15 protein-coding genes are annotated in these 14,032 nt (G+C 67.1%); 5 read left to right on the plus strand and 10 right to left on the minus strand.

Annotated features, from left to right (window positions below; translation table 11 throughout):
• Positions 1 to 36 precede the first annotated feature (36 nt).
• The gene (locus AC5P6E_RS07840) at positions 37 to 834 is read left to right on the plus strand and encodes a helix-turn-helix domain-containing protein (protein WP_019338394.1); all 798 of its coding nucleotides are present in this window, start codon (positions 37 to 39) and stop codon (positions 832 to 834) included.
• A 2-nt stretch (positions 835 to 836) separates the two neighbouring features.
• Here AC5P6E_RS07840 and AC5P6E_RS07845 read toward each other — a convergent pair whose 3' ends face one another.
• The 5 genes from AC5P6E_RS07845 to hrcA all read right to left on the minus strand — a co-directional run bounded on the left by AC5P6E_RS07845 (position 837) and on the right by hrcA (position 6,824).
• Positions 837 to 1,727 carry a hypothetical protein gene (locus AC5P6E_RS07845; protein WP_138984380.1) on the minus strand — a complete coding sequence of 297 codons (891 nt, stop codon included), beginning with the start codon at positions 1,725 to 1,727 and terminating at the stop codon, positions 837 to 839.
• Between the two features lie 69 nt (positions 1,728 to 1,796).
• Positions 1,797 to 2,918 carry a molecular chaperone DnaJ gene (dnaJ, locus tag AC5P6E_RS07850; protein ID WP_019338392.1) on the minus strand — a complete coding sequence of 374 codons (1,122 nt, stop codon included), beginning with the start codon at positions 2,916 to 2,918 and terminating at the stop codon, positions 1,797 to 1,799.
• Between the two features lie 154 nt (positions 2,919 to 3,072).
• Positions 3,073 to 4,998: a molecular chaperone DnaK gene (gene dnaK / locus AC5P6E_RS07855; protein ID WP_019338391.1), complete on the minus strand. Its 1,926-nt coding sequence runs from the start codon at positions 4,996 to 4,998 to the stop codon at positions 3,073 to 3,075.
• 182 nt (positions 4,999 to 5,180) lie between these two features.
• Positions 5,181 to 5,696: a nucleotide exchange factor GrpE gene (gene grpE / locus AC5P6E_RS07860; protein WP_010484465.1), complete on the minus strand. Its 516-nt coding sequence runs from the start codon at positions 5,694 to 5,696 to the stop codon at positions 5,181 to 5,183.
• 63 nt (positions 5,697 to 5,759) lie between these two features.
• Positions 5,760 to 6,824: a heat-inducible transcriptional repressor HrcA gene (gene hrcA / locus AC5P6E_RS07865; RefSeq protein WP_010484463.1), complete on the minus strand. Its 1,065-nt coding sequence runs from the start codon at positions 6,822 to 6,824 to the stop codon at positions 5,760 to 5,762.
• A 115-nt stretch (positions 6,825 to 6,939) separates the two neighbouring features.
• Here hrcA and recN point away from each other — a divergent pair, with 115 nt between their 5' ends.
• The gene (gene recN / locus AC5P6E_RS07870) at positions 6,940 to 8,601 is read left to right on the plus strand and encodes a DNA repair protein RecN (protein ID WP_019338390.1); all 1,662 of its coding nucleotides are present in this window, start codon (positions 6,940 to 6,942) and stop codon (positions 8,599 to 8,601) included.
• Between the two features lie 134 nt (positions 8,602 to 8,735).
• Here recN and AC5P6E_RS07875 read toward each other — a convergent pair whose 3' ends face one another.
• On the minus strand, positions 8,736 to 9,653 hold the full coding sequence (locus AC5P6E_RS07875) for a LysR family transcriptional regulator (protein ID WP_019338370.1): 918 nt from the start codon (positions 9,651 to 9,653) through the stop codon (positions 8,736 to 8,738).
• A gap of 97 nt (positions 9,654 to 9,750) precedes the next feature.
• Between AC5P6E_RS07875 and AC5P6E_RS07880 the strand changes: the two genes are divergently transcribed.
• The gene (locus AC5P6E_RS07880; protein WP_313208032.1) at positions 9,751 to 10,995 is read left to right on the plus strand and encodes an SGNH/GDSL hydrolase family protein; all 1,245 of its coding nucleotides are present in this window, start codon (positions 9,751 to 9,753) and stop codon (positions 10,993 to 10,995) included.
• Between the two features lie 59 nt (positions 10,996 to 11,054).
• On the opposite strand, the gene fur is transcribed toward AC5P6E_RS07880, so the two are convergent.
• On the minus strand, positions 11,055 to 11,462 hold the full coding sequence (gene fur / locus AC5P6E_RS07885) for a ferric iron uptake transcriptional regulator (RefSeq protein WP_005409235.1): 408 nt from the start codon (positions 11,460 to 11,462) through the stop codon (positions 11,055 to 11,057).
• Between the two features lie 103 nt (positions 11,463 to 11,565).
• On the opposite strand from fur, the gene AC5P6E_RS07890 reads away from it, so the two are divergent.
• Positions 11,566 to 11,958 (plus strand): outer membrane protein assembly factor BamE, encoded by a 393-nt coding sequence (locus AC5P6E_RS07890; protein WP_495230812.1) that lies wholly within the window; start codon positions 11,566 to 11,568, stop codon positions 11,956 to 11,958.
• Positions 11,959 to 11,994: 36 nt separating this feature from the next.
• Here AC5P6E_RS07890 and AC5P6E_RS07895 read toward each other — a convergent pair whose 3' ends face one another.
• Together AC5P6E_RS07895 and AC5P6E_RS07900 are read right to left on the minus strand one after the other, a co-directional pair.
• On the minus strand, positions 11,995 to 12,252 hold the full coding sequence (locus AC5P6E_RS07895) for an RnfH family protein (RefSeq protein ID WP_413408576.1): 258 nt from the start codon (positions 12,250 to 12,252) through the stop codon (positions 11,995 to 11,997).
• Between the two features lie 3 nt (positions 12,253 to 12,255).
• Entirely contained in the window at positions 12,256 to 12,681 is a 426-nt protein-coding gene (locus AC5P6E_RS07900; RefSeq protein ID WP_010484449.1) for a type II toxin-antitoxin system RatA family toxin, read from the minus strand.
• A 57-nt stretch (positions 12,682 to 12,738) separates the two neighbouring features.
• Between AC5P6E_RS07900 and smpB the strand changes: the two genes are divergently transcribed.
• On the plus strand, positions 12,739 to 13,242 hold the full coding sequence (gene smpB, locus AC5P6E_RS07905) for an SsrA-binding protein SmpB (protein ID WP_010484447.1): 504 nt from the start codon (positions 12,739 to 12,741) through the stop codon (positions 13,240 to 13,242).
• A gap of 126 nt (positions 13,243 to 13,368) precedes the next feature.
• Here the strand turns inward: smpB and AC5P6E_RS07910 are convergent, their stop codons facing one another.
• On the minus strand, positions 13,369 to 13,941 hold the full coding sequence (locus tag AC5P6E_RS07910) for a hypothetical protein (RefSeq protein ID WP_010484444.1): 573 nt from the start codon (positions 13,939 to 13,941) through the stop codon (positions 13,369 to 13,371).
• Positions 13,942 to 14,032 lie beyond the last annotated feature (91 nt).

Below are 14,032 nucleotides of genomic sequence, written 5' to 3' on the forward strand. Positions count from 1 at the left end.
CGGTGACCTCCCCCTCCCTTCTGCCGCGTTCGGGTCATGGCATATCGCAAAAAGGACACGCCCTGCCCGGTCCGCGAGACTGCGCCGTGGAACGAGGTTCCGGTGCACCGCCCAGTGACCTGCCGCGCCCGCCACTACAAGCCCGGCACCCACATCGCGCCCCACCGGCACCGCCGTCACCAGCTGGTGTTCGCCATGTCCGGACTGATGGTGGTGCGTGCGGACGGCGGCCGCTGGGTGGTGCCCTCGACCCGCGCGATCTGGGTCCCGGCCGGCATGGCCCATGCGGTGGACTGCATCGCCGAAGTACACATGCGCAGCCTGTACGTGGAGCCGGACTTCGCGCCGCAGCTGCCGGACGAAGCGTTCGCGGTACAGGTGGCGCCGCTGCTGCGCGAGCTGCTGCTGGCCGCCAGCCTGATCGAGACCGCGCATGTGGACGACAGCCGCGACGGCCGCGTGGTGCGCCTGCTGCTGGACGAGCTGCACCGCATGGACGTGCTGCCGCTGCACCTGCCCTCCCCCACCGACCCGCGCCTGCAGCGGATCTGCCAGCACATCCAGAAGCATCCCGGCGACGACGCCACGCTGCAGGATTGGGCGCAGGCGCTGCAGGTGGACGTGAAAACCATCCAGCGCCATTTCGCCAGCGAACTGGGCATGACGTTCGGCCAGTGGCGACAACAGGCGCGGCTGCTGGCCGCGATGGAACGGCTGGCGGTCGGCGACAAGGTCATCGATGTCGCGCTGGCGATGGGTTACGACAGCCCAAGCGCGTTCACCAGCATGTTCAAGCGGCAGCTGGGGCAGACACCGGCGGCGTTTTTTCGTTGATGCTAACGATCCGCGGGCACATGTGGATCGCGCATCAGACGAAATTCCCATGTATCACTGTCCACCAGCGGATAGTGCAACGGGAAAACCTGTCCTGCCACGCGTGCCTGCACCGGCACACCCTCGATCCGGCAACCTCCGGGCTGGTGGAATCCGACCAGCTCGGTAATGCTCAGATTGTCGGTGTCGTCCTCTGCAGAGAAGTACGCGGCAAACGCCGGATTGCCGCTGACACGACGCCGCAGTACGACCCGCCCAACGTCGGGTGCGTACCAGCTGATGCTTCGCTCCAGGCCCTCGACCACGCCATCACCTGCATTGGGCCTGTCCGCTCCGGCAACTGCGCGCGCATTGGACTTCCGCCAGCGCGCTTCACGCTCGATGCGATAGGCGCTGATATCTCCCAGTGCAGTGCGCACGGTTTCGATGGCCGTTACCCGGCTCTGGCCCTGTTCTTCGTAGTCGTAACGATAACGGCCGGAACGCGCGTTGAACTCTCCGGGCTCCTCGAACCTGTCCTGCCACTGGTCACCCACCTTGAGCGGGAAGCGCAGCAGCACTTTGTCGCCCTTGCGCAGCGGATTGACGTCGGCGTACGTATCGATCCATTCACGCCGTAGAGTTCCCTCCGCGATCTCCAGTTCACGCTGACCGTTCTGGGCTACCTTCAGCAGCATTGGCGTCGCCGGGAAACCCGCTCCGCCGGAGTAGGTCCATTGCGTGCCCGGAGCTGATGTCGGCGCTGCCTGCGGGCCGGACAAGGGCGCGTCCAGGCGGCACTCTTCGGCCGATACCGTGCCGATGAAGGACAAGGCTGCAGTCAACGCCCCGCACAGAATGGCGCGAGGTGCCATGCGCGGTCCGAAATGCAGGTGCAGGATCATGTCGCGCATTGTAAGACCCTCGGACACGAAAACGCCGGGCATCGCCCGGCGCTACCGTTCAACGCTTCCGTTGAAAACTCAGGACGTCATCCGGTCCCAGAAGCCCTTCACGCCATCGATGAAGGTGGCCGACTTCGGCGAATGCTTGCGCGCTTCCTCACCGACGAAGGTGGCTTCGAACTGCTCCAGCAGCTTGCGCTGCTCGTTGGTGAGGTTGACCGGGGTCTCCACCACCACACGGCAGTACAGGTCGCCCTCGCTGCGGCTGCGCACCGAACGTACGCCCTTGCCACGCAGGCGGAACAGCTTGCCGGTCTGGGTCTCGGCCGGGATGCGGATCTCCGCCTCACCGCCCAACGTGGCCACGCGCACAGTGTCGCCCAGTGCGGCCTGCGAGATGCGGATCGGCACTTCGCAGTGCAGGTCGTCGCCATCGCGCTGGAAGATCGCATGCTCACGCACGCGCACTTCCACGTACAGATCACCCGGCGGCGTACCGACCGGGCCGGCTTCGCCCTCGCCCTGCAGGCGGATGCGGTCGCCGGTGTCGACGCCGGCCGGCACCTTCACCGACAGCACCTTGTCTTCCTCGACACGGCCGTTGCCATGGCAGGTCTTGCAGGGCTTGGCGATGATCTGGCCACGGCCGCCGCAGTTGTGGCAGGCCTGCTGCATGGCGAAGATGCCGCGCTGGATGCGCACCTGGCCACGGCCATGGCAGACGTTGCAGGTCTCGACCTTGCCGTCTTCGGAGCCACTGCCATCGCAGTCGCCGCACTCGGCCAGGGTCGGAATCTCGATGCGGCGCTCGACGCCGCGCACGGCTTCTTCCAGGTCCAGCTCCATCACGTAGCCGATGTCGGCGCCGCGACGGGCCTGGCGCGGACCACCGCCGCCACCAAAGATGTTGCCGAAGATATCGCCGAAGATATCGTTCATGTCCGGGCCGCCCGGACCACCGCCGCCCATGCCGTGCTCGAACGCGGCGTGGCCGTGGCTGTCATACATGCGGCGCTTGTTGCCGTCGGACAGTACTTCGTAGGCTTCCTTGCACTCCTTGAAGGAGGCTTCGGCCGCCGTATCGCCCGGGTTGCGGTCCGGGTGGAACTTCATCGCGCAGCGGCGGTAAGCCTTCTTCAGCTCGTCGTCGGTGGCGGTGCGGGCAACGCCCAGCACTTCGTAGTAATCGCGCTTGCTCATATCGTGAATCGGGTTCCGGAAAGTCGGGATTCGTCAAAGCGGAAGAGCGGAACCAGGTCCGCTCTTGCGTCGGGCGCCCCGACACGCCGGTGGGCGGTCAGGACCCTGATGCGACAACGGGACGCTGATGGCCAGCGTCCCGTGTCGGTCCGGATCAGGACTTCTTGTCGTCCTTGACTTCGGTGAACTCGGCGTCGACCACGTCATCCTGCGCCTTGCCTGCGTTGCCGGCGTCGGCACCCGGGGCAGCACCGCCCTGGTCGGCCGAAGCGGCAGCGAACAGCGACTGGCCAGCTTCTTCCAGCGCCTTCGACTTGGCTTCGATCTGTGCCTTGTCGTCACCCTTCATCGCGGTTTCCAGATCGGCCAGGGCCGCCTCGACCTTGCCGATCACTTCGCCACCGACCTTGCTGCCGTGCTCGGTGATCGCGCTGCGGGTGCCGTGGATCAGGGCGTCGGCCTGGTTGCGGGCCTGCACCAGTTCCTGGAACTTCTTGTCTTCTTCGCGGTTGGCTTCCGCGTCGGCGACCATGCGTGCGATCTCTTCCTCGGACAGACCCGAACCGGCCTTGATCTCGACCTTCTGTTCCTTGTTGGTCTTCTTGTCCTTGGCCGACACGTGCAGGATGCCGTTGGCGTCGATGTCGAAGGACACTTCCACCTGCGGCAGGCCACGCGGCGCCGGCTCGATGCCGGACAGGTCGAACTTGGCCAGCGACTTGTTGAAGCGGGCCTGTTCGCGCTCACCCTGCAGCACGTGCACGGTCACGGCCGACTGGTTGTCCTCGGCGGTGGAGAACACCTGCGAGGCCTTGGTCGGGATGGTGGTGTTCTTCTCGATGATCTTGGTGAACACGCCGCCCATGGTTTCGATGCCCAGCGACAGCGGGGTCACGTCCAGCAGCAGCACGTCCTTGACGTCGCCACCCAGCACGCCGCCCTGGATCGCCGCACCCAGTGCCACGGCCTCGTCGGGGTTGACGTCCTTGCGCGGTTCCTTGCCGAAGAACTCGGTCACCGCCTGCTGCACCTTCGGCATGCGGGTCTGGCCGCCGACCAGGATCACTTCGCTGATGTCGCTCGAACGCAGGCCGGCATCGTTCAGGGCGACGCGGCACGGCTCGATCGACTTCTTGATCAGGTCGTCCACCAGCGCTTCCAGCTTGGCGCGGGTCAGCTTGATGTTCAGGTGCTTCGGACCCGACGCGTCAGCGGTGACGTACGGCAGGTTCACTTCGGTCTGCTGGGCGCTGGACAGCTCGATCTTGGCGCGCTCGGCAGCGTCCTTCAGGCGCTGCAGGGCCAGCGGATCCTTGCGCAGGTCGATGCCCTGGTCCTTGTTGAACTCTTCAACCAGGTACTCGATGACGCGGTTGTCGAAGTCTTCGCCGCCCAGGAAGGTGTCGCCGTTGGTGGCCAGCACTTCGAACTGCTTCTCGCCGTCCACGTTCGCGATCTCGATCACCGAGACGTCGAAGGTGCCGCCGCCCAGGTCGTACACCACGATCTTGCGATCCTTGTTGTCGCCCTTGTCCAGGCCATAGGCCAGCGCGGCCGCGGTCGGCTCGTTGATGATGCGCTTGACGTCCAGACCGGCAATGCGGCCGGCGTCCTTGGTCGCCTGGCGCTGGCTGTCGTTGAAGTAGGCCGGCACGGTGATGACCGCTTCGGTGACCTTCTCACCGAGGAAGTCCTCGGCGGTCTTCTTCATCTTTTCCAGCACCTTGGCCGAGATTTCCTGCGGGGCCATCTTCTTGCCGTCGCTGGTCGACACCCAGGCATCGCCATTGTCATGGGCGAGGATGCCGTACGGGACGTGGGCGATGTCCTTCTGCACTTCGGCGTCGGTGAACTTGCGGCCGATCAGGCGCTTCACCGCGTAGAAGGTGTTCTTCGGGTTGGTCACGGCCTGGCGCTTGGCCGAGGCGCCGACCAGGACTTCGCCGTCCTTGGTGTAGGCGACGATCGACGGGGTGGTGCGATCGCCTTCCGAATTCTCGATGACGCGGGCCTTGCCGCCGTCCATGATCGCCACGCACGAGTTGGTGGTGCCGAGGTCGATACCAATGATCTTGCCCATGGGGGAGACTCCTGAGGATGCTTGTTGGGGTCAGTCCGGCCGTTCGGCCGGTGGATGAATACGATGTGGGGGAGGCTCGTGGAACATTCAAGCCATCTCCCGAACGCTGTGTTCAGCGCCTGGAAAACCTTGCCAGGCATGGCCTGGCTCGACCGGGGCCGGGCATCACCCGGCCCAGTCAATCAATCGGCGGCCACCACCACCAGCGCCGGCCGCAGCAGGCGCTCGTTCAGCAGGTAGCCCTTCTGGAACACGGTCACCACGCTGCCGGGGGCCGCGCCCGGGGCCGGCACCTGGCTGATGGCCTGGTGGTGTTCCGGGTTGAACGGCTGGCCGGTCGGGTCCAGCAGGACCAGACCGTTGTCGGCGGCAACCTTCAGCAGCTGCTTGTAGGTCAGCTCCAGGCCTTCGCGCAGCGGGTGCGGGTCGTCGCCGGCGGCCTTCAGGCCGGCATCCAGGCTGTCGAACACCGGCAGCAGCTCGCCGAGCAGCTTCTCGTTGGCGAACTTGCGGGCCTGCTCGATGTCACGGGCCACGCGCTTGCGCTGGTTCTCCAGGTCGGCGCGCTCACGCAGCGCATCGGCCTTGATCTGCTCGACTTCGGCGCGCAGGCGCTCCACTTCGTCGTTGACGCCGGCGGCGGCAGCCGCATCAGCGGCACTCTGCTGGGATTCGATATCTGGCTGTTCGTGGTTCATGTCTGGGTCCCTGGCGGTCACTCTCCGCCTCCACCCACCCTAGTGTGGGCGGGATGCTGCGTTTCAAGCGTCGGATGTTCCGGGAGTGCGCCCGGCGGGTGAAAAGGCCGCGCCGAGCACATCGGCGGTGGCCTGCACCAGCGGGATCATGCGGTCGTAGGCCATCCGCTTGGGGCCGATCACGCCCAGCACGCCCAGCACCTGGCCGTTGGCGGTGTACGGGGCGGTGACCAGCGAGACGCCCTGCAGCGGCATCATCCCCGTCTCCTCGCCGATGAAGATGCGCACGCCCGGCGCCTGGATGGTCCGCTCCAGCAGCTGCAGGATCTCGCGCTTGCTGGAGAACAGCTCGAACAGTTCACGCAGGCGCTCCAGGTCGGACAGGTCCTGCACCCCCATCAGGCGGGTCTGGCCGGCCACCAGCATGTCGTCGGCCGCTGGCTGCAGGGCCTGCTCGGCCAGCTCGATGCTGTGCGCCAGCAGCTGTTCCAGCTCGGAGCGGGCGTCGCGCAACTCCAGCAGCAGGCGGGTGCGGATCTCGGCCATCGGCAGGCCGGCGAAATGGGCGTTGAGGTAGTTGGCGACCTGCTCCAGCTGGCCTGGCGCGAACTCCTGCCGGGTCTCGATGACCCGGTTCTGCACCTCGTTGTCGGCGAACACCAGGATCGCCAGTACGCGGCGCCCGTCCAGCGCCACGAAATCGATCTGGCGGAAGGCGAACTGCTCGCGCCGCGGCGCGCTGACCACGCCGACGAAGTGGCTCATGGCCGACAGCAGCTCCGAGGCGCTGCCGAGCAGGGCCTGGGTGCTGCCGCCGCCAGCCAGTTCCTGACGCAACCGGGCCAGCTCGCCCTCGCCCGGCGGCTGCATCTGCAGCAGGCTGTCGACGAACACCCGGTAGCCGTGTGCGGTCGGGACGCGCCCGGCCGAGGTGTGCGGCGAGGCCAGCAGCCCCAGGTCCTCCAGGTCGCCGAGGATGTTGCGGATGGTGGCCGGGCTGACCTCCAGGCCGGCCACGCGCGCCAACGTCTGCGAGCCGACCGGCTCACCGTCCTGGATGTAACGCGCGATCAGCGTGCGCAGCAGATGGCGCGCACGCGGGGCAAGCTGGTCGGGAGAACCGTGCATGGAATCAACCTGTGAGACACGGACACTAGATAATGGCGGCGCATCACCTTGGCAAGTCATTGGACCTCCCTCGCCCACGTGCTAGCGTTGCGCGGCTGCTGATACCCCCTTACCCATGCTCAGACATCTTTCGATCAAGGATTTTGCCGTCGTCCGCGCCACCGAACTGGAGTTCGGGCCAGGCATGACCGTCGTTTCAGGCGAGACCGGCGCCGGCAAGTCGCTGATGGTCGACGCGCTGGGCTTCCTGTCCGGCCTGCGAGCCGACAGCGGCGTGGTCCGCCACGGCGCCGCGCGCGCCGAGCTTTCGGCCGAGTTCACGCTGGACCAGCTGCAGGCCGCGCGCCAGTGGCTGGCCGACAACGAGCTGGACGACGAAGAACAATGCCAGCTGCGCCGCGTGATCCGTGCAGACGGCGGTTCGCGGGCGTGGATCAATGGCCGCCCGGTGACCCTGGCCCAGCTGGGCGACCTGGCCTCGTTGCTGGTGGAGATCCACGGCCAGCACGAACAGCAGGCCCTGCTGGCGCGCCCGTCGCAGCTGGCCCTGCTGGATGCCTATGCCGGCAACGAGAACGAGCGCCGCCAGGTGCGCCGCGCCGCGGCCGCATGGCAGGCACTGGTCGATGAATCGCTGGCGCTGTCGCAACAGGGCGACGTGAGTGACCGGATCGGCTTCCTGGAACATCAGCTGCGCGAGCTGGACCGCGAAGACCTGGAGCCAGAGTCGATCGTGGCGCTCGGTGCCAGCCATCGCCGCCAGGCCCACGCCAGCGCCCTGCTGAGCGCCTGCCAGGCCGCCAGCAACCAGCTCAACGGCGATGACGGCAGCTCCGCGCTGGACCTGCTGCAGCAGGTGCGCCACGAGCTGTCGCGCCTGATCGAACACGACCCGCGCCTGGGCGAGGTGGACGGCCTGATCGAGAACGCCTCGATCCAGCTGCACGAAGCCCTGTCGCTGCTGGACCGGGTGCACGATGACCTCGATGCCGACCCGGAGCAGTTCGAAGAGAACGAGCGCCGTCTCGGCCGCCTGCACGACCTGGCCCGCAAGCACCGCGTGCCGATGGACGAGCTGGGCGCGCAGCGCGAGCGCATGCACGCCGAAGTGGAGCAGCTGCGCGGCGCCGACGAACGCCTGCAGCGCCTGGCCGGCGAGATCGACAAGGCCGCCGCCGCCTGGCGTGTGCAGGCTGAAGTGCTGACCGCCAGCCGTCGCAGCGCTGCTGCCGAACTGTCGGCCACCACCACCGGCATCATCGCCGAGCTGGGCATGGGCGGCGGCCAGTTCCTGATCGAGCTGGAACCGCAGGACGCCGGCAAGCCGGACCCGCAGGGCGCCGAACGCGTGGAGTTCCTGGTCGCCGCCAACGCCGGCCAGCCGCCGCGCGCCCTGCGCAAGGTGGCCTCGGGCGGTGAACTGTCGCGCATTTCGCTGGCCATCGAAGTGGCCGCGCTGGACCTGGATGCGGTGCCGACCATGGTGTTCGACGAGGTCGACTCCGGCATCGGTGGCGCCGTGGCCGACATTGTCGGCCAGAAGCTGCGCGCCCTCGGCGAGAAGCGCCAGGTGCTGTGCGTGACCCACCTGCCACAGGTCGCCTCCAAGGGCCACGCGCATTACCGGGTCAGCAAGGCGCCAGTGGAAGGCATGACCCAGAGCGCAGTGGAAAAGCTGGACAGCAAGGCGCGCGAGGAAGAGCTGGCACGCATGCTCGGCGGCGTGGAAGTGAGCAAGGAAGCGCGCGCCGCCGCACGCAAGCTGCTGCAGGCCTGAGGCCTGTTCACGGTTATCCACGCATCGCGTGGATCTACAACCCACCCGCACGGTAGTGCCGGCCGCTGGCCGGCAACCCAACACCGGTGGACGATGTTCGAGAGGTTGCCGGCCAGCGCCCGGCACTACCCGTATCACCCCAACGGCCGCTCCAGATCCACGTTCTCCACCAGGTAATCCAGGAACGCGCGCACCCGCAGCGGCAGGTAGCCGCCCTGTCCCAGGAACACCGCGTGCACCTCTTCCAGGTCACCGGGATTGGCTTCCTCCAGCACCGGCAGCAGGCGTCCGGCAGCGATGTCGGCCTGCACCTGGAACGCTGCCAGCCGTGCCATGCCCAGACCACCCAGCACCAGCTGCCGCAGTGCATCACCGTTGCTGGCGCGGGCATTGCCACTGGGCAGCACCATCCGCTCGCGTCCGTCCTGCAGCAATGGCCAGCCCTGCATCGCCCGGGCATGGCCGATGTCCAGCCGATTGTGCGACTGCAGCTCCTCAGCGTCGCGCGGCAGCCCATGCCGCTGCGCGTAGGCCGGCGCGGCCACGATCATCATCCGCGTCGCGCCCAGCCGCCGCGCCACCAGGCTGGAGCTCTTCAGCGGCCCGGCCCGCACCGCCACATCGGTGCGCTGCTCCAGCAGGTCGATCACCTCGTCGTTGAGGGTCAGGTCCACGCCCACCTGCGGGTTGCGCTCCAGGAACGCCGGCAGCAGCGGCAACAGGAAGTGCTGGCCAAACGGCACGTTGGAATTGACCCGCAGCCGTCCGCGCGGCTCGGCATGTGCGCTGGCGCAGCGTTCGGCCTCCTCCAGGTCGGCCAGCACGCGCAGGCCACGTTCATAGAACGCGCAGCCTTCCGGGGTCAGCTGTAGCTGGCGGGTGGAGCGTTGCAGCAGGCGCGTGCCCAGCCGCTGTTCCAGCCGGGCCACCAGCTTGCTCACCGCCGAGGGCGTCATGTCCAGGGTGCGGGCGGCGGCGGAGAAGCCACCGGTCTCGATCACCCGCACGAACACTTCCAGCTCGCCGGATCGGTTGATGTCAGGTCGCGCCATGGCAATGAATCCAGTTCACAGATGATTATCCATGCGCAGTCTAGTTCACAGATAACCACGGAATCACCATGGTGGTCCCTCCACCCGGGACCGCCCGATGAACCGCTTGAGCCACCTCACCGCCACCGCCCTGCTCGCCCTGTCCGGTGTCGCCAGTGCCGCATCCGCCCCGCACTGGGTTGCCAGCTGGCAGGCCAGCCCGCAACCGGTCTGGGGCGCGGATTTTCTGTTCCCGGCCCTGGTCCCGGCCACGTTGCATGACCAGACCTTCCGCCAGACCGCGCGCATCAGCCTGGGCGGGCCCCGGCTGCGGGTGCGGCTGAGCAATGCCTACGGCACCCAGCCGCTGCGGATCGGGGCGGCCAGCGTGGCCGCACGTGCGGGAGCCACCCCGCAGCCGCTCAATTTCGACGGCCAGCCCGGGGTGCTGATCGGCCCCGGACAGGAACGGCTGAGCGATCCTCTGCCACTGGCCACGGATGACCGGCAGGCGCTGCAGGTCAGCGTCTTCGTGCCCGGGCCGACGCCGGTGCAGACGTTCCACTGGGAGGGTCGGCAGACCAGTTGGATTGCGCCCGGCGACCAGAGCCGGGCCCAGGCCCTGAGCGCGGCCAGCAGCACCACTGCCCGCCTGTTCCTGGCCGGCATCGAGGTCGAGGCCGCCGCCAGCGCACGTAGCGTGGTGGTGATCGGCGACTCGATCACCGACGGCGCCACCGCCAGCCTCGACCAGGACCAGCGCTGGACCGACCACCTGGCCGCGCGTCTGGCACCGCGGGGCATCGCCGTGGTCAACGCCGGTATATCCGGGGGGCGGCTGCTGCGCGACGGCATGGGTGAGTCGGTTCTGGCCCGCTTGCAGCGCGATGCACTGGATCAGCCCGGCGTGGCCAGTGTGATCGTGCTGATCGGCATCAACGACATCAGCTGGCCTGGCACCGCGTTCGCCCGCAACCAGGCCCGGCCCACGCTGGCCGAACTGCAGGCGGGGTATCGCGCCTTGGCCGAACAGGCCCGCCGCCAAGGCGTTCGGATCGTGGGCGTCACGCTGGCACCGTTCGCCGGCGCCCTGCCCGGCACGCCGCTGGATGACTACTACCACCCGGACAAGGATGTCCTGCGCCGGCAGCTCAATGCGTGGCTGCGCACGGACAGCCCTTTTGACGCGGTGATCGACCTGGACGCCGCGCTGCGGGACCCGGCCGATCCGTCACGGATGGCGGCCGCCTACGACTCCGGCGATCACCTGCACCCGGGCGATGCGGGCAACCGGGCCATGGCCGAGGCGGTCGATCTTGAGGTGCTCATGGGGCCATCCACGCATGGCGTGGATCTACCGTAAGCAACGAAAAACCCCGGGCAAGCCCGGGGTTTCGTCGCACTACGGCTGGCCGGAACGGCTTACTTGCGCTTTTTGCGCACGTACAGCACCAGCGAGTGCTCTTCCAGCTCGTAGCCGTGGTCGGCAGCGATCTTGCGCTGCAGCTCCTCGATCTCGTGGCTCTCGAACTCGATGATCTTGCCGCTGTCCACGTCGACCATGTGGTCATGGTGGCCGCCACGGTCCAGCTCGTAGACGGCCTGGCCGCCTTCGAAATTGTGCTTGAGCACGAGGCCGGCGGCCTCGAACTGGGTCAACACCCGGTAGACCGTCGCCAGGCCGATCTCGTCGCCATGCTCGAGCAGCTGGCGGTAGATATCTTCGGCGGTCATGTGGTGCTGGGCATTGCGCTGTTCAAGCAGCGCCAGGATCCGCATCCGTGGATGGGTCACCTTCAGGCCGACTTTTCGCAGGTCGTGGGTTTCCATAGGTCTCCGTTCATTGGCGATTTAGCGCCAGCTGCCTCGGATTGGGTCGCGGTGGCACGCCGGGAGTGTATCATCGGTTTGATTTCCCCAACCGCCAGTCCCGATGCGCAATCTCCTGTTGGTCGCCGCCGTCGCCCTGTCCACCACCGGGTGCGGCATCATCTACAAGCAACCCATCTATCAGGGCAACCTGATCCGGGAAGATGCCGTGGCCAAGCTGCAGGTCGGGCAGAGCAAGCAGCAGGTCACTGTGCTGCTGGGCACCCCGTCCATTCCGGACCCGTTCCACGCCCAGCGCTGGGACTACACCTCCAGCCAGCGCGTGAACCGCCTGGGCCGCACCGAGGTGAAGAACTTCACCGTGTTCTTCGACAATGACAACGTGACCCGCTGGGAAGGCGATTACTTCCCGGGTAACGACAAGGCCCTGGCCCAGCAGACCGTGCGCCAGTTCGGCCGCAATCTGCCGAAGGACAAGAAGAAGAAGGGTCGCTGACGCCCCCTGCCCGTCCGCACGGACGGGCGGCAGGAATCAACCGCCGAGCGCGCGACGCCGGCGGTTGTCCTTGGGGTCGGCCTGCAACGGGCGTAGCAGCTCGATGCGGTCGCCATCCAGCAGTACCTGCTGCGGGCGCGCCAGTACCCCATGCACGGCCGCCGCCGGGCAGCCTGCACTGCCTTCCAGCGCAGCAGCGGCAATGGCCTCGGCCACGGTCGCGCCCTCGTTCAGCTGCAACCGGCGCGAGAGCACCCGTTGCGGCCAGGCCAGCACCACCTCGACCTCGATCATTGCTCAGGCCTCGTCGGCAACGCGGATGAAGTCGTTGACCATGCGGTCGGCCAGGCTCTGGAAGCCCAACGCCAGCGCCGGCCCCAGCAGGCGCGAACTGGGCTCGAAGTCCAGGGTCAGGGTGACTTTGCAGGCATCTTCGGCCAGCGCATGGAACTCCCAGCGGCCATGCAGCTGCTTGAACGGACCATCGCGCAGCTGCATGTCGATGCTGTGCGGGCGCTGCAGGGTGTTTTCAGTCTGGAACCAGGTGCTGAACGAGCCCAGGCCCAGATCCAGGCGCGCTACCAGTCGGTCCTCGCCCTGCTCCAGGATCTGGGCAGCCGAACACCAGCGGAAACGGCGCGGATAGGCCTGGACATCATTGACCAGGTCGAACATGCGCGCGGCCGAATGTTCGACCAGGGCGCTGCGGCGGATAGTAGGCATGAATACAGGACGTTTCGGCAATCGACCGGGCGGGCCCGAATCGGAGACAATACGGAAATGAGCAAGAACAGCGGCAAGGATAAAGCAAAGAGCGCGACGGCCAACAAAACCATCGCGTTGAACAAGCGTGCCCGCCACGAGTACCACATCGAAGATCGCTTCGAAGCCGGCCTGGCCCTGCAGGGCTGGGAGGTGAAATCGATCCGTGCTGGCCGCGGCAACATCGTCGACGCCTACGCCTACGTGAAGGATGGTGAGATCTTCCTGATCGGCGCGCAGATCACGCCGTTGATCCAGGCCTCGACCCATGTCGTGGCCAACGACCGGCGCGATCGCAAGCTGCTGCTGCACCGGAGCGAGATCGACAAGCTGGTTGGCAAGGTCGAGCGCGATGGCTACACGATCGTGCCCACCGCGATGTACTGGAGCAAGAACAAGATCAAGCTCGAAGTCGCGCTGGCCAAGGGCAAGCAGACCCACGACAAGCGCGATGCCGCCAAGGACCGCGACTGGGCGATCGAGAAGCAGCGTGTCATGCGTCGCGGCAACCGCGACGCGTAAGGCGGTTGCGCATCACCCTGTAGAGTCGAGCCATGCTCGACTGCTTTGGCTGTCTGTAAAGCCGAGCCACGCTCGGCTTCGGCAAGAAGAGCAGCCGAGCGCAGGCTCAGCTCTACAAGACGCTGGTCACCCCGCCAGCATGCCCTGCCTGCGCACCCGCGGCGCCAGTGCCGCGTGCATCACCGCCAGATGCATCACCACTGCCAGCTCCGGCGCGTAACGATCATCGCCCGAGCGCCACTGCTGGGCCAGCTGTGCGGCATCGGCCGGCAGCAGCGCCAGCAGCTGCGCATCGTCCAGCGCGTCGGCCGCACCCTGCAGCCGGCGGGCCATCTGTCGCGACTGCCACACGTGCACACCAATGCTCAGGCTGGCCAGCGACATCAGCACCACGGCCAACCCGTGCTCGAACCACTGCGACAGCACTTCCGGCCCCCACAACAAGGCCGCCAGCACCGCCAGGCCCGGCAGGCGCCACCCCAGCCAATGGATGCGACCACGCTGCGACCAGTGCACCACCACCGCGCTGGCGACCAGTGCCGCAGCGGCCGTGGCCGGCAACTCGGTCACCCAGGTGGCCGCCAGCAGCACCGCCAGCACCGCCCATACCCAGCCCGGCGGCAACGCGCGTCGCTGGTAATCGGCACCGACCGGTCCGATCAGCTGCCGCAGGCTGCGTTGTTGGCTTGCATCGGTCACCCACCGTCTCCGTGTCTGTCCTGGCCTGGATGGTCGTCGCCAGTGTGTCGCAAATTCGTGCCCACGAAGTTAGCAATCCGCTATGACAGAC

It is taken from the genome of Stenotrophomonas sp. YJH_SMC_16, from assembly GCF_059367875.1.